The 22,091-nt window shown below is 69.3% G+C and carries 27 protein-coding genes; 17 read left to right on the top strand and 10 right to left on the bottom strand.

The window, feature by feature from the left end; genetic code table 11:
* The gene (locus BLV57_RS15815) at nt 1–747 is read left to right on the top strand and encodes an AraC family transcriptional regulator (protein WP_245757342.1); all 747 of its coding nucleotides are present in this window, start codon (nt 1–3) and stop codon (nt 745–747) included.
* Between the two features lie 23 nt (nt 748–770).
* Nucleotides 771–1,064: a hypothetical protein gene (locus BLV57_RS15810; RefSeq protein ID WP_091289497.1), complete on the top strand. Its 294-nt coding sequence runs from the start codon at nt 771–773 to the stop codon at nt 1,062–1,064.
* Nucleotides 1,065–1,103: 39 nt separating this feature from the next.
* Here the strand turns inward: BLV57_RS15810 and BLV57_RS15805 are convergent, their stop codons facing one another.
* Nucleotides 1,104–1,610, bottom strand: a complete 507-nt coding sequence (locus BLV57_RS15805) for a GNAT family N-acetyltransferase (protein ID WP_091289496.1) — start codon at nt 1,608–1,610, stop codon at nt 1,104–1,106.
* A gap of 39 nt (nt 1,611–1,649) precedes the next feature.
* On the opposite strand from BLV57_RS15805, the gene BLV57_RS15800 reads away from it, so the two are divergent.
* Nucleotides 1,650–2,402, top strand: coding sequence for an alpha/beta fold hydrolase (locus BLV57_RS15800; RefSeq protein ID WP_091289495.1), 753 nt, complete (start codon nt 1,650–1,652; stop codon nt 2,400–2,402).
* Nucleotides 2,403–2,882: 480 nt separating this feature from the next.
* Here the strand turns inward: BLV57_RS15800 and BLV57_RS15795 are convergent, their stop codons facing one another.
* Nucleotides 2,883–3,710 carry a phosphotransferase gene (locus tag BLV57_RS15795; protein ID WP_091289494.1) on the bottom strand — a complete coding sequence of 276 codons (828 nt, stop codon included), beginning with the start codon at nt 3,708–3,710 and terminating at the stop codon, nt 2,883–2,885.
* 126 nt (nt 3,711–3,836) lie between these two features.
* Here BLV57_RS15795 and ctaD point away from each other — a divergent pair, with 126 nt between their 5' ends.
* From ctaD to BLV57_RS15770, 5 genes are all read left to right on the top strand, one after another.
* A complete protein-coding gene (gene ctaD / locus BLV57_RS15790) occupies nt 3,837–5,618 on the top strand; it encodes an aa3-type cytochrome oxidase subunit I (RefSeq protein ID WP_091289493.1) in 1,782 nt (593 codons plus the stop codon).
* A gap of 78 nt (nt 5,619–5,696) precedes the next feature.
* Entirely contained in the window at nt 5,697–6,926 is a 1,230-nt protein-coding gene (gene serB / locus BLV57_RS15785) for a phosphoserine phosphatase SerB (RefSeq protein ID WP_091289492.1), read from the top strand.
* A complete protein-coding gene (locus tag BLV57_RS15780; protein WP_091289491.1) occupies nt 6,923–7,687 on the top strand; it encodes a peptidyl-tRNA hydrolase in 765 nt (254 codons plus the stop codon). The genes serB and BLV57_RS15780 overlap by 4 nt, the downstream gene beginning before the upstream one ends.
* A gap of 21 nt (nt 7,688–7,708) precedes the next feature.
* A complete protein-coding gene (locus BLV57_RS15775) occupies nt 7,709–8,116 on the top strand; it encodes an OsmC family protein (RefSeq protein ID WP_091289490.1) in 408 nt (135 codons plus the stop codon).
* 87 nt (nt 8,117–8,203) lie between these two features.
* Nucleotides 8,204–9,982 carry a serine/threonine-protein kinase gene (locus tag BLV57_RS15770; protein ID WP_091289489.1) on the top strand — a complete coding sequence of 593 codons (1,779 nt, stop codon included), beginning with the start codon at nt 8,204–8,206 and terminating at the stop codon, nt 9,980–9,982.
* On the opposite strand, the gene BLV57_RS15765 is transcribed toward BLV57_RS15770, so the two are convergent.
* The 4 genes from BLV57_RS15765 to BLV57_RS15750 all read right to left on the bottom strand — a co-directional run bounded on the left by BLV57_RS15765 (nt 9,979) and on the right by BLV57_RS15750 (nt 13,351).
* Entirely contained in the window at nt 9,979–10,224 is a 246-nt protein-coding gene (locus BLV57_RS15765; RefSeq protein WP_091289488.1) for a hypothetical protein, read from the bottom strand. The two genes, BLV57_RS15770 and BLV57_RS15765, sit on opposite strands and share 4 nt — an antisense overlap.
* On the bottom strand, nt 10,221–10,568 hold the full coding sequence (locus BLV57_RS15760) for a hypothetical protein (RefSeq protein ID WP_091289487.1): 348 nt from the start codon (nt 10,566–10,568) through the stop codon (nt 10,221–10,223). The genes BLV57_RS15765 and BLV57_RS15760 overlap by 4 nt, the downstream gene beginning before the upstream one ends.
* Nucleotides 10,569–10,624: 56 nt before the next feature.
* Complete coding sequence (locus BLV57_RS15755) at nt 10,625–12,670, bottom strand: ATP-dependent DNA helicase (protein ID WP_425426000.1); 2,046 nt, start codon at nt 12,668–12,670, stop codon at nt 10,625–10,627.
* A gap of 96 nt (nt 12,671–12,766) precedes the next feature.
* On the bottom strand, nt 12,767–13,351 hold the full coding sequence (locus BLV57_RS15750) for a biotin transporter BioY (protein WP_091289485.1): 585 nt from the start codon (nt 13,349–13,351) through the stop codon (nt 12,767–12,769).
* 190 nt (nt 13,352–13,541) lie between these two features.
* Between BLV57_RS15750 and BLV57_RS15745 the strand changes: the two genes are divergently transcribed.
* Nucleotides 13,542–14,216: a choice-of-anchor P family protein gene (locus BLV57_RS15745; RefSeq protein WP_245757341.1), complete on the top strand. Its 675-nt coding sequence runs from the start codon at nt 13,542–13,544 to the stop codon at nt 14,214–14,216.
* A 40-nt stretch (nt 14,217–14,256) separates the two neighbouring features.
* Here BLV57_RS15745 and BLV57_RS15740 read toward each other — a convergent pair whose 3' ends face one another.
* Genes BLV57_RS15740 through BLV57_RS15730 form a run of 3 tightly spaced genes read right to left on the bottom strand, consistent with a single transcriptional unit; the run spans nt 14,257 to nt 16,781 of the window.
* Nucleotides 14,257–14,892: a bifunctional 4-hydroxy-2-oxoglutarate aldolase/2-dehydro-3-deoxy-phosphogluconate aldolase gene (locus BLV57_RS15740; protein ID WP_091289484.1), complete on the bottom strand. Its 636-nt coding sequence runs from the start codon at nt 14,890–14,892 to the stop codon at nt 14,257–14,259.
* The gene (locus BLV57_RS15735) at nt 14,889–15,464 is read right to left on the bottom strand and encodes an isochorismatase family protein (protein WP_091289483.1); all 576 of its coding nucleotides are present in this window, start codon (nt 15,462–15,464) and stop codon (nt 14,889–14,891) included. Before BLV57_RS15735 ends, BLV57_RS15740 begins: the two co-directional genes overlap by 4 nt.
* A gap of 9 nt (nt 15,465–15,473) precedes the next feature.
* Nucleotides 15,474–16,781 carry a nicotinate phosphoribosyltransferase gene (locus BLV57_RS15730; RefSeq protein WP_091289482.1) on the bottom strand — a complete coding sequence of 436 codons (1,308 nt, stop codon included), beginning with the start codon at nt 16,779–16,781 and terminating at the stop codon, nt 15,474–15,476.
* Nucleotides 16,782–16,855: 74 nt separating this feature from the next.
* Here BLV57_RS15730 and clpS point away from each other — a divergent pair, with 74 nt between their 5' ends.
* From clpS to BLV57_RS15700, 6 genes are read left to right on the top strand one after another with little or no spacing between them, the layout of a single operon-like run.
* Complete coding sequence (clpS, locus tag BLV57_RS15725; RefSeq protein ID WP_091290397.1) at nt 16,856–17,152, top strand: ATP-dependent Clp protease adapter ClpS; 297 nt, start codon at nt 16,856–16,858, stop codon at nt 17,150–17,152.
* Complete coding sequence (locus tag BLV57_RS15720; protein ID WP_091289481.1) at nt 17,152–17,709, top strand: DUF2017 domain-containing protein; 558 nt, start codon at nt 17,152–17,154, stop codon at nt 17,707–17,709. Before clpS ends, BLV57_RS15720 begins: the two co-directional genes overlap by 1 nt.
* Entirely contained in the window at nt 17,706–18,344 is a 639-nt protein-coding gene (locus BLV57_RS15715; RefSeq protein ID WP_245757340.1) for a P1 family peptidase, read from the top strand. The genes BLV57_RS15720 and BLV57_RS15715 overlap by 4 nt, the downstream gene beginning before the upstream one ends.
* A 9-nt stretch (nt 18,345–18,353) precedes the next feature.
* A complete protein-coding gene (locus tag BLV57_RS15710) occupies nt 18,354–18,761 on the top strand; it encodes a M67 family metallopeptidase (protein ID WP_091290395.1) in 408 nt (135 codons plus the stop codon).
* A 55-nt stretch (nt 18,762–18,816) separates the two neighbouring features.
* Complete coding sequence (locus BLV57_RS15705; protein WP_091289479.1) at nt 18,817–19,089, top strand: MoaD/ThiS family protein; 273 nt, start codon at nt 18,817–18,819, stop codon at nt 19,087–19,089.
* Between the two features lie 2 nt (nt 19,090–19,091).
* Nucleotides 19,092–20,042, top strand: a complete 951-nt coding sequence (locus BLV57_RS15700) for a PLP-dependent cysteine synthase family protein (RefSeq protein WP_091289478.1) — start codon at nt 19,092–19,094, stop codon at nt 20,040–20,042.
* Nucleotides 20,043–20,096: 54 nt separating this feature from the next.
* Here BLV57_RS15700 and BLV57_RS15695 read toward each other — a convergent pair whose 3' ends face one another.
* Entirely contained in the window at nt 20,097–20,600 is a 504-nt protein-coding gene (locus BLV57_RS15695; RefSeq protein WP_176968637.1) for a TFIIB-type zinc ribbon-containing protein, read from the bottom strand.
* 56 nt (nt 20,601–20,656) lie between these two features.
* On the opposite strand from BLV57_RS15695, the gene BLV57_RS15690 reads away from it, so the two are divergent.
* The gene (locus tag BLV57_RS15690) at nt 20,657–21,289 is read left to right on the top strand and encodes a rhomboid family intramembrane serine protease (RefSeq protein WP_091289477.1); all 633 of its coding nucleotides are present in this window, start codon (nt 20,657–20,659) and stop codon (nt 21,287–21,289) included.
* Entirely contained in the window at nt 21,286–22,083 is a 798-nt protein-coding gene (gene murI / locus BLV57_RS15685; RefSeq protein WP_091289476.1) for a glutamate racemase, read from the top strand. The genes BLV57_RS15690 and murI overlap by 4 nt, the downstream gene beginning before the upstream one ends.
* Nucleotides 22,084–22,091 lie beyond the last annotated feature (8 nt).

The following is a 22,091-nucleotide window of genomic DNA, read 5'->3' as shown; positions in this document are numbered from 1 at the left end:
ATGTCGCAATCCGGACTTTCACCCTCGTCCACGGCCATGATCCTGGGCGTCCTCGACCTGCCGGCGGGCACCTGGTTCCCGTGGCACGCCCACGAGTCGCACCAGCTGGCCTGGTCGGCGCAGGGCGTGGTCGCGGTGAACGTCGGCGACGCGCAGTGGGTGCTCCCGCCGACCAGGGCGCTGTGGATCCCGGCGGGTGTCGTGCACCGGACCGGCGCGATGGACCACGCGCTGCTGCGCGGCATCTATGCCGAGGTCGGCCGCTGCCCGGTCGACTGGCCTGAGCCGAGGCTGCTCACCGTCCGGCCCTTGCTGCGCGAGCTGTTGGAGTACCTGACCGGCGATATCGGCGACGAGCCCCGCCGCCGGGCCGAAGCGGTGGCCTTCGACCTGCTTGAGCCGGTGGACGTCGTGCCGATCACCGTGCCGATGCCCACTGACCCTCGCGCTCGCCAGGTGGCCGAGATGCTGGTCGCCGATCCCGCCGACGATCGGGGGCTCGCCGGCTTCGGGCAGGTGGTCGGCGCCGCGGAACGCACACTCGCCAGGCTGTTCCTCGCCGAGTGCCATCTGACGTTCGGTGCTTGGCGGACTCAGGCCCGGCTGCGGGCGGCCCTGCCCTGGCTGGCCGAGGGTTTGCCGCTCGACGGCGTGGCCAGGCGGGTCGGGTATTCGTCGGCGAGCGCGTTCGTGGCGGCCTTCCGGCGGGCCGTCGGGATACCGCCGGGTCAGTACTTCTCCGGCTAGAAGTGGGCGTTAGCGTGGAGCACGTGCCTCGACGCAATCGCCCTGATCCCGGCCGCCGCGCACCCGAAATGGGAGCTTCGATGGGCTGGGCGCGGGCCGAGGCCGGTCAGGACGGCGAATGGCTGGTGCGCAGCGTGCCGGGCGCGCAGGCGACCAAGGAGTACCGCTGCCCCGGCTGTGACCACGAGATCCGGCCGGGCACACCACACGTGGTGGTCTGGCCTGCCGACGAGACCGGGTCCGTCGCCGATCGCAGGCATTGGCACCGGCCATGCTGGGAGGCACGGGCCAGGCGGCGGCCGAGTCAGCGCCGGTAGCGCCGCGGCAGGCTCATCGGCAAGGCCCGGTGATCAAGCTCAGCGTCGGTAATGCCGCGTCATCAAGCCCGCATAGGGCTCGACGACGTAGTCCGTGAAGCCGAGGCGTTCCGCGAGCCGCCATGACGGCTCGTTCACCTCCGCCGCGCTGATCACCACCGGGAATTCCGGTAGCTCGCGTTCGGCCCAGTCGACGATCGCGCGTGCCGTCTCGAGCGCGTAGCCCTTGCCCCAGGCGCTGGGTCGGAACCGGTAGTAGAGGTTCAGCACCCGTCTGCCGTGAAAACGGCGGTGACGGATGCCACCGATGCCGATGATCTCGTCGGAGCCCGCTTCGAGCACGGCGACGTAGCCATAGCCGTACTCCGTCCAGTGCTCGAGCCAGTTGCCCAGTTCCTTGACCGCGGCCTGCTCGTCCGGCGGCTCGGGGTGGAAGCGGTTGGCTTCCGGGTCGGTCTGGATTTCGACCACGGCCTGGCGATCCGTCTCACGGACCTGGCGCAGCAGCAGGCGGGCGGTGGCCAGGTCTCCGAACTTGATCGTCATATCGAGGACGGTAGCGGCGATGTCCGACAGAATGTTGTCATGGTCGAACTGCCTTTGGTCCTGCTGCACGCCTTTCCTGTCGACTCCCGCATGTGGAACGCGGTCCGAGCGCCGCTCGCCGCGCAAATCCGGGTGATCACGCCGGATCAGCGTGGACTGGGCAGGTCACCGCTGCCCGAGACGGACCGCGAGCCCAGCCTCGACGACGCCGCGCGCGACGTGATCGCCCTGCTCGACAAGCTGGAGCTGGATCAGGTCGTGCTCGGCGGCTGCTCGATGGGTGGCTACCTGACGCAGGCCGTGCTGCGCGCCGCGCCGGACCGGGTCGGCGGGCTCGTCTTCATCGACACCAAGGCGACCGCCGACGCGCCGGAGGCCGCGCAGGCCAGGCTCGACCAGGCGAACCGAGCGGAGGCGGACGGCATCGACGGCTGGCTCGCCGACTTCGCCATGCCGCTGATGTTCGCGGACGCCACGCTCGCCGAGCGTCCCGATCTCGTCGCTTCGACGCGTGAGCTGATCGAAGCGCAGCCCGCGTCCGGGATCGCCTGGGCGGCCCGTGCCATGGCCGCCAGGCCGGATTCGCTCGCGCTGCTGCGCGAGACCGACGTGCCGACGCTCGTCCTGGTCGGCGAGCACGACAAAGTCACCCCGGTCGATCAGGCGAAACTGATCGCGGAGGCCGCGCCGAATTCGACGCTCCAGGTATTGCCCGATTCGGCCCACCTGACGCCGCTGGAGGTCCCTGACCTCGTTTCGCGGGCGATCCTGGAGTGGTATCCACGCGGCTGACCGGTTGTGCGGGGCCGTTTTCGTGTCCGAGCCGGTGCCCGAGCTCATGGCCTGCGGGCGGGCGTGATCGCTCAGCCCGTGCCGGTCGGGCTGAGCGATCACCATCCCCCGTCGTCCGTACTGCGGAGACCGCATCGACGAGTTCCTCCGGTCAGCGGAGCGCTGTCACGGCTCCAGGAACTCGTCGATCCAGCCCGGCGAATTGGCCACTTCGCCGATGGCGGCCGGAGCCCACGTTCAATGCGTCGCTCGGTGCGTCCGTTCTCCGGTCCGGCTGACTCCCGGGAAGCCAGTGGATACCGGAGAAGGCGCACCTCGCCCACGTGATACCGGGGCTCCAGACCGTCTTTTCCGGACAGTCCGGGCTCGGCAGGCTCAGTTGTGAGCCGCCGGTTCCAGTGCGGCGCCGGAGCGCCGCGAGCTCGGTGTGAGGTTGTCAATCTTCACGCTCAGGACGCTAGCGGGGCGCACCGACAAGTTTCACGCGAAGTACCTCGCGAGGCACTCGCGGGCGGCCTCGATTTCATTCGGAAACCGTTGTGCCACAATGAATCGCCAAGGCACTTCAAAAAGTTTCCGCAAATTTTCGAACGGGTCCAAAGCGGCCGGATCGGCGTGCGCTGGGTAGGCGTCGAGCGCGGTGGGGAAGCTGCCGCGCAGGACGCCGAGATCCCAGGCGAGCGGTCCGCGCCAGGTGTCTTCGAAGTCGAGCCAGCACGGCCCGGCCGCGGTGGCGATCAGGTTGCCCGGGTGCGCGTCACCGTGTAGCGCCTGCACCGGCCCGACAGGCAGGGTCGCGGCGATCCGGTCCGTCTCGGCGCGCAGCCGGTCGGCGGCGCCTTCGAGCACGTGCTCCCAGAGATCGAGCGCCCGGTAGGTCTCCGCGAGCGGCCCATCGGAGGGGAGCGGGCCCTCGTAGTCACTGAGCGCGACATGGACCGCGTGCAAGGACGTGGCGACCTCCGAGGCGGTGAACCGGTGGTTGGGGTCATGCGGGGTGAAATGCCACAAAGTGACCCAGTGACCTGCGGCGAAGTGCGGGCCCGGCCCCGGATCTGACAAAGGTGAGACAACTCGCACACCACGCTCGGTGAGGAACGACGACACCGCGACGTCGCGTGCCAGCCAATCGTGTGGCTCCGGCCGGACCAGGCTGGTGGTCGCGGGCACGCGTGCGACCACCGAACCCAGTCTCACCAGCACGTTCGACCGCTCGTGGAGCAACTCGGGGTCCTCGTGCGGAAGACCCAGACGCTTGGCCACTTGTACCGCAGCGGCCACCCCTGAAACCGTGTACTCGTCGCGCATCGCGTGATCTTGCCAGCCGGTGCGCGCGACTGTCGGTAGTGAGGGCTACGATCCCCTCAGCCGTCGAAGTGGGCCCGAGCGCGCTTCGACGACCCGATGATGACCACCACAGTGTTGGAGGCAGGAGTGACGGCCGTAGCCCCCAAGCCGATCGCCACGCGCCCATACCCCGCGCGCGAGTCGGTTAAGGGTTCGTACCTGCTGCGGTTGTTCCGCACGACGGACCACAAGCAGATCGGCATCATGTACCTCGTGACGTCGTTCGCCTTCTTCATGGGCGGCGGCGCGATGGCGATGCTCATCAGGACGGAGCTGGCCCGCCCAGGGCAGCAGTTCCTTTCGCAGGAGCAGTACAACCAGCTGTTCACCATGCACGGCACGGTGATGCTGCTGCTGTACGCGACCCCGATCCTCTTCGGCTTCGCGAACTTCATCCTGCCCCTGCAGATCGGCTCGCCCGACGTCGCGTTCCCGCGGTTGAACGCGTTCTCGTACTGGCTGTACCTGTTCGGCGGCCTCATCGTGATGTCCGGCTTCCTCACCCCGGGTGGCGCCGCGGACTTCGGCTGGTTCGCCTACACGCCGCTGTCCGACGCGATCCACTCGCCGGGTGTCGGCGCGGACCTCTGGATCTCCGGCCTGGTGGTGTCCGGTCTCGGCACCATCCTCGGCGCGGTCAACATGATCACCACGGTGATCTGCCTGCGCGCGCCCGGCATGACGATGTACCGGATGCCGATCTTCACCTGGAACATCCTGATCACCGGTATCCTGATCCTGCTGGCGTTCCCGATCCTGACCGCGGCCCTGATGGGCCTGCTGGCGGACCGGCATCTCGGCGCCCACGTCTTCGATCCGGCGAACGGCGGCGTGATCCTCTGGCAACACCTGTTCTGGTTCTTCGGCCATCCAGAGGTCTATATCGTCGCGCTACCGTTCTTCGGGATCGTGTCGGAGATCTTCCCGGTCTTCAGCCGCAAGCCGCTGTTCGGCTACAAGAGCCTGGTCTGGGCGACGCTGGCGATCGCCGCGCTGTCCATCGCGGTGTGGGCGCACCACATGTACGCGACCGGTTCGGTGCTGCTGCCGTTCTTCTCCTTCATGACCTTCCTGATCGCGGTCCCGACCGGGGTGAAGTTCTTCAACTGGATCGGCACCATGTGGAAGGGGCAGATCTCCTTCGAGACGCCGATGATCTTCTCGATCGGCTTCCTGGTGACCTTCCTCTTCGGTGGCCTCACCGGCATCCTGCTGGCCGCCCCGGCGATCGACTTCCACGTCTCGGACAGCTACTTCGTGGTGGCGCACTTCCACTACGTGCTCTACGGGACGATCGTGTTCGCCACCTTCGCGGGCATCTACTTCTGGTTCCCGAAGATCACGGGCCGGATGATGGACGAGAAGCTCGGGAAGTGGCACTTCTGGACCACGTTCATCGGCTTCCACGGCACCTTCCTCGTCCAGCACTGGCTGGGCAACGAGGGCATGCCGCGCCGATACGCGGACTACCTCGCCGGCGACGGGTTCACCACGCTGAACACGATCTCCACGATCGGCGCGTACATCCTCGGTGCCTCGACGCTGCCGTTCATCTGGAACGTCTTCAAGAGCTACCGGTATGGCGAGATCGTCACGGTCGACGACCCGTGGGGCTACGGCAACTCGCTGGAGTGGGCGACCTCGTGCCCGCCGCCGCGGCACAACTTCACCTCGCTGCCGCGCATCCGTTCGGAGCGCCCGGCGTTCGAGATGCACTACCCGCACATGGTGGAGCGGCTGCACGCCGAAGGTGAGATTGGCTTCTTCGGCAACCAGAAGCCCAACTCACACGCGAAGGCTCCTTCGCAGGTGCTGACCGAAGCCGCGATGCCGGGGTCCCACGACAAGGACAACGCGAGCGAGCAGTAGTAAATGGACCGGAAAACGACGCGTGCCTGCTCTTTGGGCACGCGTCGTTTTTCATGCGCCGACTAGAGGAAGACCACAGTGACGCAGACCCCAGTCCTCATCACCACCACCGGTCCCGACAAGCCCGGTGTGTCCTCCGCGCTGTTCGCCGTGCTGACCCGGCATGACGTCGACGTGCTCGACGTCGAGCAGGTCGTCATCCGGGGCAAGCTCATCCTGGGAGTGCTCGCCGGGGTCTACCGCGACCCGGAAGGGTTGCAGGAGTCCGTCGAGCAGGCGATGGCCTCGGTCGGCATGCAGGTCGACGTGCGGATCGGCTCGGAGATCGGTGAGGACCCGTTCGCGCTGGGGCGGATCGACTCCACCCATGTCGTGGTCGTGCTCGGCCGTCCGGTGACCGCGCGCGGGTTCGCCGAGGTCGCGCGGGGCCTGGCCGGGATCGGGGCGAACATCGACTCGATCCGCAGCGTCGCCGACTACCCGGTCACCGGTCTCGAAATGTACGTCTCGGTCGCCGACGACACCGAGAAGGCCGATGCCCAGCTGCGATCGGAGCTGGCGGACCTGGCGGCGAAGGTCGAGCTGGACCTGGCCGTCGAGCGGGCGGGCATCGCACGGCGGGCGAAGCGGCTGGTCGTGTTCGATGTCGACTCGACGCTCATCCAGGGCGAGGTCATCGAGATGCTCGGCGCGTACGCCGGGAACGAGGCGCAGATCCGTGAGATCACCGAAGCCGCCATGCGCGGTGAGCTGAACTTCTCGGAGTCGCTGATCAAGCGGGTCGCGCTGCTCGAAGGGCTCCCGGCCAGCGTGCTCAAGGACGTCGCGGACTCGCTCGAGCTGACGCCGGGCGCGCGGACAACCGTGCGGACGTTGAAGCGGATGGGCTTCCGGTGCGGGGTCGTCTCCGGCGGGTTCCTGACGATCATCGACAACCTGGTCGAGGACCTGGGGCTGGACTTCGCGGCGGCCAACGAGCTGGAGATCGTCGACGGCAAGCTGACCGGGCGGGTCGTCGGGGAGATCGTCGACCGTGCGGGCAAGGCGACGGCGTTGCAGCGGTTCGCGGCCGAGTACGAGATCCCGCTCGAACAGTGCGTCGCGGTCGGCGACGGGGCGAACGACATCGACATGCTTTCGGTGGCCGGTATGGGCGTCGCGTTCAACGCGAAGCCCGCGTTGCGCGAGGTCGCGGACACTGCCATCTCGCACCCGTACCTGGACGCGGTGCTGTTCGTCCTGGGTGTCACGCGTGCCGAGGTCGAGGCGGCCGACGCCGCCGACGGGCTGGAATCGCAGCGGCCATGAGCGTGCTGGAATCGCTGGGCGCGCGCTACGCCTACTGGCTCGGGTTGTCCGCCGAGGACACGAACGACACCTCCGACGAGGTGCCCGAGCTGGTCAGGGCGATGCCGATCATCCTGCGGATCGAGCGGGCAGAGCCGCCGGGGCGGACCGCGCTGCTCGAGGCGGCCGCGGCGGCCGCGATCGCCGTCTGCCTCGACGAGCGTGCCGAGCCGGAAGGCGAGTGGCACGCCGAGGTCAGCGCGTGGGTCGACGAGCGCATCCGCAAGGTCGCGCGGCGGGCACGGGGTGCGCATTGGCAGGCCGTGCAGGCGCTGCCGGGCATCACGGTGACCGTCGACGGCGCCGAAGCGCGCGCGTTGGTGCCGGGATTGGTCGTGGAGGCGCCGAAGGAGGTCAGCAGGCTGCAGATCTCCGGAAGCGAGCTGCCCGCGGACGAGCCGGGGCCGGTGCCGGACGGGGTCCCGGTGCTGTGGCTGAACCCCGAGGTGCCCATGACGGTCGGCAAGGCGGCGGCGCAAGTCGGGCACGCGACGATGATCCTGGCTTCGCTCCTGGACACCGAGCAGGTCGCCGCCTGGGCGGCCGACGGGTATCGCTGCGCGGTGCGGACACCGAGCGTCGCGCGCTGGAAAGAACTGCACCCCGGCGACGACCCGGCCGGTGCCTGGCGTGAGCGCCGGGTGATCGCGGTGCGGGACGCCGGGTTCACCGAGGTGGATCCGGGCACTGTGACGGTGCTCGGCCAATGGAACAACGGCTGAGCCGAGGCGGTTCACCTCGATATGGCACTGGAAGTTCAGCGTGAGGGCGAGCACGAGTTCGTCGGGCGTAACGAGCGTGGGGCCGAGGTCCGCATCGGCCGGAATGGGCAGCAGGGGTCGTTTTCGCCCGCTGAACTGCTGCAGATAGCGGCCGCGGGCTGTTCGGCGGTGACCGCGGAGAACCTCATCACCCGGCGGATCGGTGAAGACTCGAAGTTCCGCGTCGAGGTGACCGCGGACCGGCGCGAAGGCGCGTCCGAGCTGGACGCCGTGCACGTCGAATTCGATGTCGACCTGTCGTCTTTGGACGAAGAACAGCGGGTGGCGCTGGCCGCGGCCGTGGATCGCTCGATCGGGCGGCTGTGCACGGTGAGCCGGACGCTGAAGAAAGGCATTCCGGTAACCGAGAACCTGCCGACCGGCATTTGACGGCCAATTCCGTCATACCCGGCGAGACCCAAAAAATAAGTCGCTCTTTTCGCCTCCCGGACGTTCTTGACCTCTACAATCCCCGCCATGGGTGGGAGACTGGTCGCTGAGCGTTACCGGCTGGAGGAACAGGTCGGCGCCGGCGGAATGGGCATCGTCTGGCGTGCCACCGACCTGGAACTGGGGCGGACGGTCGCGCTCAAGAAGTCGCAATCGGGTGACGGCGGGCAGATCCGCCGCGAAGCACGCATCGGCGCCGGGCTGCAGCATCCGAACGTGGTCAGCGTGTACGACGCGGTCACCTACGAGGATGACCGCTGGCTGGTCATGGAGTACCTGCCGTCACGAAGCCTGGCCACGATCCTCGAGACCGACGGAGTCCTGTCTCACGAAGAGGCCGCCAGGATCGGGGTGCAGCTGGCGAACGCGCTGTCGGCGATGCACGACAAGGGGATCGTGCATCGCGATATCAAGCCGAGCAACGTCTTGGTGGCCGAGGACGGCACCGCGAAGCTGACCGACCTCGGGATCGCGCAATGGGCCGAAGTGACCAGGACGGAATCCGGGCTGGTCGGCGGCACGCCTGCCTACCTGGCGCCCGAAGTCGCCGACGGGCTCGACGCGACCAAGGCGTCCGATGTCTTCTCGCTGGGCGCGACCTTGTTCGCCGCCGTCGAAGGCGGGTCGCCGTGGGGAGATTCCGAGGACACCCCGCTGCGGCAACTGCGGCGTGCCGCGGCGTTTCAGCTGGAGGCGCCGCGTAAGCCGGGCGCGTTGACACCGGTGCTCACGGAACTGATGAGCAAGCAGGCCGCCAGGAGACCGAGTGCGCACGAGGCCGCGCGCCTGCTCGCGGAGGTCGCCGGGGCCACCGTTCCCGAACAGCGTGCGCCCAGGCGGGGGCGCCGCCGGTTGCCGCGCCGCGTGCTCGTCGGGGGCGCACTGGCGCTGGTCGCCTTGCTCGTCGCCGGGTTGTTGTTCGCGTTTCGAGATGGCGCGGTGACCGCCGCGACCGTGGGGGATCAGCGCACGGCGGACCCGTGCTCGCTGCTCGACCCGGTCGTGCTCGCCAAGTTCGGGCCGGTGAGCCCGGACCCCGATTACGGGAATTTCAACGGCTGCGAGGCGCATATCAAGCGCGGCCCTGAGAAGGGCAACCTCGTCGACGTGCGGGTGGCGATCGAGCTGCCCGGTGAATTGCCGCCACCTCCGAAACTGCCGGAACCGGGGCACATCGGCATACCTGAGCGCCCGCCCGCGAAGGACGAGAAATGCGAGAGGATCATTTGGCTGCCGGACGGAAACCAGGTCAAGTTGGTCGTCAAACACAACAGTGGTAACTGGTTCCACGACCTTTGTGGGATCGCTGAGCCGGTTGTCGACGGGGCGCTGAAAGTGCTCAACCGGGGGCAGATTCCCCGACGCCAGCAGCCGCCCGCCAAGGGATCACTGCAAGCGCTCGACGCTTGCGCGTTGGTCAGTGGCGAGGAAAGCTCGAAAGAGCTTGGTGGGCGAGCGACGATGGAGGCAGGCTACGGCAATTGGACCTGTTACTGGACGAGCCAGAATCGTCAGCTGACAGTCGAGTTCAACCGTGAGTGGGCGCCGTTGGAGGCCGACGAAGGCACACGCGAAACCATCGGTGGGCGCGAGGTGTACGTGAAGGGCGGCGACCAGGGTTGGGAAGAGGGCTGTAAGGCGGAAATCGCGCATCGGCCCTTCACCGGAGCTGCCGGATCGCTGAGTGAACACTGGGTCGAGACGGTGATGCTGCATGTCGAACAACGAGGTACCGAAGGATCGACACACTGCGGTGTGGCGAAGGCCGTCGCGGCGATGGTCGCCGCCAGGCTGCCCGCGATCTAGTCGCCGTAGTCCTCTGTGGAGCCCTCGTCGAGGTGCCTGGCGAGGAGGGTCCGGCTGACGACGGGGAAGATCGTGCCGCAGTCCCGGCAGGCACGGGCTTTCGTGATGTCGAGCTTGGGACGGGACTTGAACATGCCGGCGCGGGGCTTGAGCGTGAACGTGACGGCGCTCGTGCCCGGCACCTGGATCTCGCCTGGCGGGGTCAGCCGCTCGGAGCCGCAGACCCCGCAGTGCAGGTTCACTTCGCGGCCTTGTCGGCGCTCCACACCACGTAGGCCTCGTCGGCGTCCGTGGTCATGGCCTCGACGAACTTCTCGTGGTTGAAGCCGGGGAGCGTCTGGAGGCGCTCGATCAGCGCGTCCGCCGCCGGGTCCGCGCTGGGGATGGCGGTTCCCTTGCCGTCGGCGCCCGCGAGCATGAAGAACACGTCTTCCTTCGAGAGGCCCTCGGGAATCACTCTGATCACGACCGCGGTCAGTTCCTGCCAGGTGACGGCTTCTTCGCTGCCGTCGGCGAGCTGGCGTCGGACACCGGTGTCGTCGACGCTGACGGTTCGGGACTGTGCGTTGGCCGAGTCCTGGGACAAGCGGTTCTCCTAAGAACTTCTGATTCCTTAACGGTAGCCGGGCGCGCTGGGTGAGCTCAGGCGGGGGCCGCCGCGTCGAGCCTGCGCAGCGCGTCGCGCACCACTTGGGGGTCGGTGGTGGGCCAGAGCGGGGGCAGCGACGCGCGGAGGAACCCGCCGTAGCGTGCGGTCGCGATGCGGGAGTCGAGCACGGCCACGACGCCGCGGTCGCTGATGGACCGGTGGAGCCTGCCGGTGCCCTGGGCGAGCAGGAGCGCCGCGTGGGTGGCGGCGACCGTCAAGAAACCGTTGCCGCCACGGGCTTCCACCGCGCGCTGGCGGGCCGAGGACACCGGGTCGTCCGGGCGGGGGAACGGGATGCGGTCGACCAGCACCAGCTGGAGCGACGGGCCGGGCACGTCGACGCCCTGCCAGAGCGACAGCGTGCCGAACAGGCAGGTGCGGGCGTCTTCCGCGAACTTCTGGACCAGCAGGGACGTCGAATCCTCGCCCTGGCACAAGATCGGGTACTTGATGCGGTCCCGCAGTTCCTCGGCGGCTTGCTTCGCCGCGCGCATCGACGAAAACAGGCCCAGCGTGCGGCCGCCCGCCGCGTCCACCAGCTCGGCGATCTCGTCCAATGTGGACTTCTGGAGCCCGTCCCTGCCCGGTGCGGGCAGGTGTTTGGCCATGTAGAGGATGCCGTTGCGCTTGTGGTCGAACGGAGAACCCACGTCGATGCCGGTCCACTTGATCGACTCGAGGTCGGACGGGGCTTCCTTGTCCGTCGCGGCGCCCTCGGCCTTGACGACCTTGAGCTGCTTGGCGGGCAGGCCCCACTGGCGGGCGAGGGTGTCGAAGTTGCCGCCCAGCGTCAGCGTGGCAGAGGTCAGGATGGTCGTGTTGAGGCCGAAGACCTTCTCGCGGAGCAGGCCGGCGACCGCCAGCGGCGCGACCTTCAGTGACGGCGGGCGCGGGTTGGCCGAGAAGGTGTCCGCCGTCATCCAGACGACGTCGCGCTGGTGCGCCTGGTCCGGGTCGAAGGCCTCGAGCATGCGCATGGCGTTGTCGTGGATCTCGTCGAGCAGCGTGCGGGCGAGCTTGCGCGCTGTCGCGTCCTCGACCTCTTCCTTGCGGTCGGGGCCCATCGCGGTGATGCACGCGTGCGCCGCGTCGCGGACCCCGGCGAGCACGCCGGCCAGCGGCTTGGGCAGCGTGTCGAAGCGGCCGGACGGCAGGTCGTCGAGGATGAGGGCCATCGCGTCGCTGGACTCCATCAGCCGGTCCGCGATGTCGGCGTCGATGAGCTTGCCGCAGCGGCGGACGGCGACCGAGACCATGGACGCGGTGAGCTCGCCGGTGGCCACCGAGGTGACCCTGTCGACCAGCTCGTGCGCCTCGTCGATGATCACCACGTCGTGCTCGGGAAGCACCTGGTAGCCCTGGAGCGCGTCGATGGCGAGCAGCGCGTGGTTGGTGACCACGATGTCCGCGCGGCCGGCTTCGGCGCGCGCCTTCTCCGCGAAGCAGTCCGTGCCGATCGGGCAGCGTGCGGCGCCGAGACATTCCTTGGCGGTGACCGAAACCTGGCGCCACGCCTGGTCGGCGACGCCGGGCACCAGCTCGTCGCGGTCACCGGTCTCGGTGTCGGATGACCATTCGAAGAGCCGTTTGACGTCCTTGCCCAGCCGCGACACGGCGAACGGGTCGAACAGCGCCTGGTCGTCGGGCTCGTCGGGGGCGCCCGTGTCGAGCCGGTGCAGGCAGAGATAGTTGCGGCGGCCCTTGAGGATGGCGAATGTCGGCTCGCGGCCGAGCACCTTCTTCAACGCCTTCGCCAGGCGCGGCAGATCCCTGTCGACGAGCTGGCGCTGCAGCGCGATGGTCGCCGTCGAGACGACGACGGTCGCCTCCTTCTCGACCGCGTGGCGGATGGCGGGCACGAGGTAGGCCAGTGACTTCCCGGTGCCGGTGCCCGCCTGCACGGCGAGGTGCTCGCCGGTGCGGATGGCGCGGCCGACCGCGTCCGCCATCTCGACCTGACCCGCGCGCTCGGCGCCGCCGACCGCCTCGACCGCGTGGGTGAGGAGTTCGAGTACGCCGGGGAGTTCAGAGCGGGCCACGCCCAAGAAGATAGCCCGGACCACCGTCAAGATCGGGCGGTACCGGGCCATCGGTGACCGTTGCCCGCGAAATCCGGGGGCAACGGTCCGTTCGGATCAGCGGCGGAAGCGGTTGACCAGCGCCCAGGTCGCGGGCAGCAGCGCCGAGGCGAGCACGATCTTGATCGCGTCGCCGACGAGGAACGGGACGACACCCTTGTCGAGCGCGGTCGCCAGCCCGAAGCCGGTCGAGGCCATCAGCCACGGCACACCGAACGCGTAGATCGCGACGTTGCCGAGCACCATGGTGCCCGCGGCGCGCAGCGGGGTGCGGTCGCCGCCGCGGCCCGCCAGCGCGCCGACCAGCGCGCCCGCGAAGACGAAGCCGACGATGTAGCCCGCGCTGGCGCCGGTCAGGCCCGAGGTGCCGTTCTGGAACCAGGGCACGCCTGCCGCGCCGACGAGCAGGTACACCAGCATCGACGCGGCGCCGCGCTGCCAGCCGAGCGCGGCGCCCACCAGCAGCGCGGCGAAGGTCTGGCCGGTCAGCGGCACGGGCGTGCCGGGGATGTGCACCGACAGCTGCGCGGCGAGGCCGGTGAGCCCCGCGCCGCCCGCCACCAGCGCGAGGTCGCGCGCGAGCGTGCCGGGGATGAGGTCGGCGAGTACGGTGCGCCGCGCGTCGACGGACAGCGATGCCATGGGTGTCCTCCAGAGATCATCGTGGAACCAGGCGAGACTAATCGCCACCGCTCGTGCACGGCTGGGCAAAGTCGCATTCCTCACTCGTGGATCACGTCTACACCTTCGGGTGGTGTTTTCACCGGATAGTCAGGGTGAATCCGTCACACGCCGATGTCGAAGTGGGGAAACACGAGGTAAGGAGGCGCCCATGGCGTGGGGCGAGAGGACGCGTGCGGCCGCGATGGCCGCGCTGGCGTGCGGCGGGCTGGTGGCGGCACCGGCCGTGGCGAACGCGGACGAGGACAAACCGCCGTCGGCCTGGGCGTCGGCGGGCAAGGTCGATGTCACGGTCGGCACCGACCACCTCTACATGGACTCACTGGCGTTGTGCTCGGTGGCCGGGCCGAAGAAGGCCAAGTCCAACGGCGGCTCGGTCGGCGACATGATCAAGTACGGGGTCGCGGACTCCGACTGCGGCTGGACGACACAGGAGGGGACCTATGTCGCCGTCGGGCAGGCGCGGGGTTCGCGCTTCGAGACCTCGATACTGAAACAGTTCGGCGGGCCGGTGATCACCGTCCGCACCTTCGATGTCAAGTGCAGCACCACCGCGGTCGGCAGCAACGGCTACGTCCAGTTCGGCGCGGTGGAAGGCTTCACGACGCCGGACAAGATCGAACCGAACACCACCGTGCTGATCGAGGGCGGCGAGAAGGAGAAACCGCTGGCCAAGATCGTGCTGAACGAGGTCGTCGTGCCGGAGCCCGCCGACGGGTCGCTGATCACGACCGCCATCCACATCCAGCTGTTCCCGGAAGGCGGCCCGATCAGCGGGGACATCTACGCGGGCAGCGCGGGCTGCGATCCGTACGGGCGTGGCTGAGGTCGTGAGTGGTATGGCCGGTTAGAACCGGCCATACCACTCACGACCCCGAAGCGGCGGCCACGAATTCGCGGGCACGGGCGGCCAGCGCGTCGAGTGAACCGCCGGTCAGCGCGTCTTCGAGCAGCGGCGTCGCGGCGGCGACCGCGATGGCGCCCGCCGCCAGGTACTTCGGCACGTCCGTGAGGTAGACGCCGCCGGTCGGCACCAGCGGGACGTCCGGCATCGGAGCGCGCACCGCGTGCACGTACGCGACCCCGCCGAGCGCCGCGGCCGGGAACACCTTCACGGCCGCCGCGCCCGCGTGCCAGGCCTGGTCGATCTCCGTCGGCGTGAGCGCGCCGCAGATCACCGGGACCTCGCGGGCCGCCGCGTGCTCCAGCACGGCCGGGCTGACCGTCGGCGTGATCAGGAAGTCCGCGCCCGCGTCGGCCGCGATGTCCACATCGGACACCGTGCGCACGCTGCCCGCGCCGACCAGCGTCTCGGCGTCGAGTTCCTTGCGGATGGCGGTGATCGCGTCCGGCGCGCCCGGCGTGGTCAGCGTCGCTTCGAGCAGGCGGACACCGGCGCCGTGCAGCACCGAAGCCACCTCGGCGAAGCGCGACGCGTCCGCGGCGCGCAGGATCGCGACGAGCCGGTGCCGCGCGAGCGCCTCGAGGAAGGGGGTGGTCATGCGGCCGGGACCGGGGCGGTGCCGGTGTAGGTCACGCCCGCCTCGTCGAAGTCCTTCAGCGCGGCGTCGACGGTCGGCTGCGAGCCGCCGACGGTCAGGTCGAGCAGCACCCGCACCTTGAGCCCGGCTTTGGCGGCGTCGAGCGCGGTCGCGCGCACGCAGAAGTCCGTCGCGATGCCGACCACGTCGACCTCGGTGACCTCGTGCTCGGCCAGCCAGTCCTTGAGCGACTGGCCGTCGCCCGACGCGCCCTCGAAACCGGAGTAGGCGGCGCTGTACTCGCCCTTGGAGAACACCGCGTTCACCGGCGCGACGTCGAGCGCCGGGTGGAACGAGGCGCCCGGCGTGCCCGCGACGCAGTGGCGCGGCCACGAGTCCTTGAAGTCCGGCGTCTCGCTGAAGTGCGAGCCGGGGTCGATGTGGTAGTCGCGGGTGGCCACGACGTGCGAGTAGTCACCGCTGTTGGCCAGCTTCGAGATGGCCTCGGCGGCGGCCGCGCCACCCGGCAGGCCGAGCGAGCCGCCTTCGCAGAAGTCGTTCTGCACATCGACCACGATCAGCGCGGTACCCATGTTCGTCTCCTAGAGGAAAAGCGTCGGAATTGCGGGTTCACCGTGCGAGAGCTTCAGGCCCTCCCACGGCAGGCTCACCAGCGCGCGGCGCAGCCGGGCCCGCGCGTCGTCCAGCGTGGGCAGATCGTCCACGGTTTGTCCAGCGCGCACCAGAGGGATCTGCAGCGCGCGGTCGTACTCGTCCGAGTCGGGCACCGGGCCGTCCACGGTGTAGATGACCTCTTCGACGGCCGTGCCGGTGCTCTTGTGCCTGCGGATCGCCGCCTTGCGGCCGCCGCGCGAGATCTTCTGCGCGCTGCGCTTGGCGACCGGCCTGCCGTCGACCTCGACCAGCTTGTAGACCATGCCCGCGGTCGGCGCACCCGATCCGGTGACCACGGACGTGCCGACGCCGTACGCGTCGACCGGCTCGGCGCGCAGCGCGGCGATCGCGTGCTCGTCGAGGTCGCCGGAGACGACGATGCGGGTGTCACGCGCGCCGAGCGAGTCGAGCTGCTCGCGGGCCTGGCGGGCGAGCACGCCGACGTCGCCGGAGTCGATGCGGATCGCGCCGAGCTCCTTGCCCGCGACGCGCACCGCGGTGTCGATGCCGGTGCTGATGTCGTAGGTGTCGACCAGAAGCGTGGTGTCGGGGCCCATCTTCGCGATCTGCGCGCGGAAGGCCTCCTCCTCGCTGGCGTGCAGCAGCATGAACGCGTGCGCGACCGTGCCGCGCGTCGGGATGCCGTAGCGGCGGCCCGCTTCGAGGTTGGACGTCGTCGCGAACCCGGCCAGGTACGAGGCGCGCGCGGCGGCGACGGCCGCCCACTCGTGCGTGCGGCGCCCGCCCATCTCGATGATCGGCCTGCCGTGCGCGGCGCTCGACATGCGGGCGGCGGCCGACGCGATGGCGCTGTCGTGGTTGAGGATCGACAGGACCAGCGTCTCCAGCACGACCGCCTCGGCGAACCCGCCGGTCACCGTGAGGATCGGCGAGTTCGGGAAGTACAGCTCACCCTCGGGGTAGCCCTCGATGTCGCCGCCGAACGAGTAGTTCGCCAGCCATTCGAGTGTCTCGGCGTCGACCACGGCCGTCGATTCGAGCTGGCCGATCTCGGCGTCGGTGAACTTGAAGTCGGCGATCGCGTCGAGCACGCGCGCGGTGCCGGCGACCACGCCGTAGCGGCGGCCGTCCGGCAGCCGCCGCGCGAAGACCTCGAACACGCACGGCCGGTCGGCCGTCCCATCGGCCAGCGCGCTGCTCAGCATCGTCAGCTCGTAGTGGTCGGTGAGCAACGCGGTGCTGGTGACCGCTTCGGTGCCGTTTTCGGAGGCCATGTGCTTAGCCTATTCACTCACATGGCGGGCCCTGCCAGCCCATCCCCGGTGGCCATCGTGACACCATGGACAGCATGTCGACGCCTGTCGTTGCCGAGCAGACGCAGGTTGACCCGCTTGGGGGCGAGGTCGTCGCCGAGGACAAACCTTGGCAGACCATCGTCTGGAACGACCCGGTCAACCTGATGTCCTACGTGACCTATGTCTTCCAGAAGCTGTTCGGGTACAGCAGAGACCACGCCACGAAGCTGATGCTCGACGTCCACCACAAGGGGAAGGCCATCGTGTCGTCCGGATCCAAGGACAAGGTGGAAGCCGACGTGGCGCGCCTGCACGCGGCCGGCCTCTGGGCGACCATGGAGCAGCCCTGATGAAGAACTGGCGGCGCAAGGGCGAGGTCGTGCTCGCCGGGTTCGAGCAGCAGGAGGCCGCGGTGCTGCGCGGGCTGGTCAGCCAGCTCGAGGACATGCTGCGCGCGCGTGCCGAAGAGGCTCCCCAGGACGAGCTCGCCGAGCTGACCGGGATCCGCACGGGCCCGACGGAGTCGCCGGACGACCCGGTCCTGTCGCGGCTGCTGCCGGACTTCCACCGGCTCGACCCGGACAACCCGTCGAAGGAGTCGCTGGACTCGGCCGCGGCGATGCGCTCACTGCACGAGCCAGAGCTGCTGGACCTGAAGGTCGGTGTCGCGGCCGTGGTGCTGGAGACGCTGCCGCGTGACGGCGGCGACGTCCGGCTGGACTTCGAGCAGGCCGACGCCTGGCTCAAGGCGCTCAACGACGTGCGGCTGGCGCTGGGCACGGCGCTCGACGTCACCGAGGACATGCCCGACGAGCTGCCGGAGGACGACCCGCGAGCGCCGCACCTGGGCGTCTACCACTGGCTGACCTGGGTGCAGGAGAGCCTGATCCAGGCGCTGACCGGGTGACCGTCTCCGTTGGCCGCTCCGGCGGGGTGACCGTCGTGCTGTTCTCGTCGGTGACGGGCGCGGCCGTGGACTTCCGCGGTGACCCTGTGGGCACCCGGGAGACCGACCTGCTGGGGCCGGAGAACCTGGTCCAGCGGATCGACGCGCTCTGCTTCTCGTCGGGTGGCCCGGCCGGGCTGGCCGCGGCGGACGGGGCCTTGCGCTGGCTGAGTGAGCATGGGCGCGGGTTTCCGGTGGGGGCGCTGGCGCACGAGGTGGTGCCGATCGTGCCCGCGGTGACCGTCGCTTCTGGCGCTTTAGGAACCGCCGAGGACGGTTACGCGGCTTGTGAAGCGGCGCGTGACCTGGCTGTCCAGGCCGAGGTCTGGGCTCTCGCGGTGGGCTCGACCGGCGTGGTCGTTGTGGACGCTGTGCTGTCGAAGACCGAGTGCAAGCGGCTGACCGTGTCGGCCCAGGACGGCCTGATCAGGGCCACGGGGCGCGGCGGGACGGTGTTCGCCGTGGCGACCGGGCCGAGGGAGCTGCCGTCGGAGGTCATGCCGCGCGCGGTCGCGCTGAACGCGCTGTGCACGGAGGCCGCGAGGGCCTTTGAGGTGAGCATCTCAACAGATGGACGCGCCCCGTCCAGCACATAGGATATGGGCGTGCTTGAGATCCGCCGCGAGTTCGTGGACGCGATAGTCGCGCACGCCCGCCGGGATCACCCGGACGAGGCGTGCGGCGTCATCGCGGGTCCCGAGGGCTCCGACCGTCCCGAACGGCTCATCCCGATGCTCAACGCGGCGCGCTCGCCGACGTTCTACGAGTTCGACTCCGGTGACCTGCTCCGGCTCTACCGCGAGATGGACGCGAACGACGAGGTCCCGGTGGTGATCTACCACTCGCACACCGCGACCGACGCGTACCCGTCGCGCACCGACGTCTCGTACGCCTCCGAGCCGGACGCGCACTACGTGCTCGTGTCGACCAAGGACCCCGACGAGCACCAGTTCCGGTCGTACCGGATCGTCGACGGAGTGATCACCGAAGAGCCGGTGAAGATCGTGGAATAACGATCGCCGCCCGAACGTCAGCCCCTTCAGACCAACCAAGCGGAGGAAACCCATCATGGCCGTGACCGTGTCCATCCCGACCATCCTGCGTACCCACACCGGCGGCGAGAAGTCCGTCGAGGCCAAGGGCGCCACGGTGCTCGAGGTGATCGACGACGTCGAGTCGCGCCACGGCGGCCTCAAGGCCCGCCTGGTCAAGGAAGAGAAGCTGCACCGGTTCATCAACGTCTACGTCAACGACGAGGACGTCCGCTTCGCCGGTGGGCTCGACGCCGAGGTCAAGGACGGCGACACGCTGACCATCCTCCCGGCCGTCGCCGGCGGCTGATCGTGGCCCGGTTCGAGTCGCTGCTCGACGCGCTCGGCGGCACCCCGCTGGTGGGGCTGCCCCGGCTGTCACCGACCAACGACGTCCGCCTGTGGGCGAAGCTCGAAGACCGCAACCCGACCGGCTCGATCAAGGACCGGCCCGCGCTGGCCATGATCGAGGCGGCCGAGCGGGAGGGCAGGCTGCGGCGCGGGTCGACCATCCTGGAGCCGACCTCGGGCAACACCGGCATCTCGCTGGCCATGGCCGCCAAGCTCAAGGGCTACGGCTTGGTCTGCGTGATGCCGGAGAACACCTCGACCGAGCGCAAGCAGCTGCTGCAGGCGTACGGCGCGCGCATCGTGTTCTCACCGGCCGCGGGCGGATCCAACGAGGCCGTGCGGCGGGCGAAGGAGCTGTCCGAGGCGAACCCCGACTGGGTGATGCTGTACCAGTACGGGAACCCGGCCAACGCCGACGCGCATTACCGCGGCACCGGGCCGGAGTTGCTGAAGGACCTGCCGACACTGACGCACTTCGTCGGCGGTCTCGGCACGACCGGGACGCTGGTCGGCGTCGGGCGGTACCTGCACGAGGCGAAGCCGGACGTGCAGATCATCGCCGCGGAACCCCGGTACGGCGAGCTGGTCTACGGGCTGCGGAACCTCGACGAGGGGTTCGTGCCCGAGCTGTACGACCCGTCGGTGCTGAACGGACGGTTCTCCGTCGGCGCTTACGACGCGCTTCGGCGTACTCGTGAGCTGCTGGAGCACGAGGGGATCTTCGCGGGCATCTCGACGGGTGCGGTGCTGCATGCCGCGCTGGCGGTCGCCGAGAAGGCGGCGGCGCGGGGTGAGGCCGCTGACGTCGCGTTCGTGGTCGCGGACGCGGGGTGGAAGTACCTGTCGACCGGCGCTTACAGCGGGTCGCTGGATGAGGCGGCCGAGCGGTTGGATGGGCAGCTCTGGGCTTAGAGGGGTCGTGAGCGTTGCGGGCGGTTCTAACCGCCCGCAACGCTCACGAGCCCTTCACCGGCAGCAACCCTTGTCGCATACGGGCACCGTCCGGCCGTAGACGTGCATGGTGCGGCGGAAGGCGCCGGGGTTGCCGGTCGGACCGTCCGCTTCGCGCATCTTGGCGATGGTGCGCAGGATGCCGTCACGGTTCTTGGCCGACTTCAGCCAGGCCGGGAGCTTGGCGACCATCGTCATGTTGCGGCCGGCTATCGGGCCACGTTCCCGGAGATCCGCCGCGACGTAGTTCTCCAACAGTGTGAGATGCCGCCGGTTGAATGCCCACAGCGTGTGGCCCCGGAAGTCGGCCTGCCACCACAGCGGCTGGTGGAAGTGCGGGTCGACCGGCCCACCCCAGAGTGTGTTGCCGCGGCCGGCCTTCACGTACGAGCAGCTCGGGCAGGTGAGTCTCGCCCAGCCGACGACGGCCGCCTTCGCCTTGCACTGTGGGCAGACGACATCAAGCCCCCACGAGGCCATGGTCGCGATGCTCAGTTGCGGGTCGGTGAAGCGGGTCATGCATCTCAGGGTATTCACCCGAGGCGAATGGTTTTTCGGGCTCGTAGCCTGGGGTTATGAGCACTTTGCCGACCCAGCCGACGCCGACGGACCCGGCCAAGCGGATACTGCCGCCCAATCCCCAGGCGGCCGCCATCATCGCGCTCGGGTTCACGCTCGTGCTCTACCTCGTCGAGCTGGCCGACGTCCTCATCTCCGGTGACCTCGACCAGGGTGGCATCCACTCGCGGGACCTGTCGGGACTCGCCGGGGTGATCTGGGCGCCGCTGCTGCACGGCGGGTGGTCGCATCTGTTCGCCAACACCGTGCCCGTGCTGGTGTTCTCGTTCCTGGCGATGGCGGGCGGGCTGGGGCAGTGGATCGCGGTGACCGCGACCATCTGGATCCTCGGCGGGCTCGGGGTGTGGCTGACCGGGCCGTCGGGCGCGGTGACCGTCGGGGCCTCGGGGCTGGCGTTCGGGTGGCTGGCGTTCCTGCTGGTCAGGGGCATTTTCAACCGGAGCGCCGGGCAGATCGTGGTGGCCGTGGTGCTGTTGGGCATCTGGAGCGGGATGCTGTGGGGCCTGTTGCCCGGCAACCCGGGGATCTCCTGGCAGGGGCATCTTTTCGGGGCGCTTTCGGGGGTGCTGGCCGCGTGGCTCGTTGCCAGGGCGAGCCGGAAGAAGGACACAGGTAGCCTCGCGGTGTGACCACACCGGACGCTCCGATCGGCGTTTTCGACTCCGGGGTCGGCGGGCTGACCGTCGCCAGGGCCATTCTCGACCAGCTGCCCCATGAGCAGCTGCGGTATGTCGGCGACACGGCGCACAACCCGTACGGCCCGCTGCCCATCGCGAAGGCCCGTGAGTTCGCGCTCGCAGCCATGGACGAGATCGTCGAAGGCGGGGTGAAAGCCCTGGTCATCGCCTGCAACACCGCGTCGGCCGCCTGTCTGCGTGACGCGCGTGAGCGCTACGACGTCCCGGTGATCGAGGTCGTGCTGCCCGCCGTGCGCCGGGCGGTCGCCGCGACGCACACCGGCCGCATCGGCGTGATCGGCACCGAGGGCACCGTCCGGTCCCGCGCGTACGAGGACGCGTTCGCCGCGGCGCGTGACCTGCAGGTGACGAGCGTCGCGTGCCCCCGGTTCGTCGACTTCGTGGAGCGCGGGATCACCTCGGGCCGCCAGGTGCTGGGGCTCGCGCAGGGGTACCTGGAGCCGCTGCTCAGCGCCCAGGTCGACACGCTGGTGCTGGGCTGCACGCATTACCCGCTGCTCACCGGGGTGCTGCAGATCGTGATGGGACAGGACGTGATCCTCGTGTCCAGCGCGGAGGAGACGGCCAAGGACGTGCTCAGGGTGCTGACCGAGCGTGACCTGCTCTCCGAGCGCTCCACGCCGCCGAAGCACGAGTTCGTCGCCACCGGTTCGGCCGACCCGTTCAACCGGCTCGCGCAACGGTTCATGGGCTTCGCTCCCGGTGTGGCGTTGACTACGGCCTGAAACACTCC

This window comes from Amycolatopsis xylanica (genome assembly GCF_900107045.1).
GTDB lineage: Bacteria > Actinomycetota > Actinomycetes > Mycobacteriales > Pseudonocardiaceae > Amycolatopsis > Amycolatopsis xylanica.
Note: the sequence above shows the minus strand (reverse complement) of the source record. Positions and strands in the feature narration are given on the sequence as shown.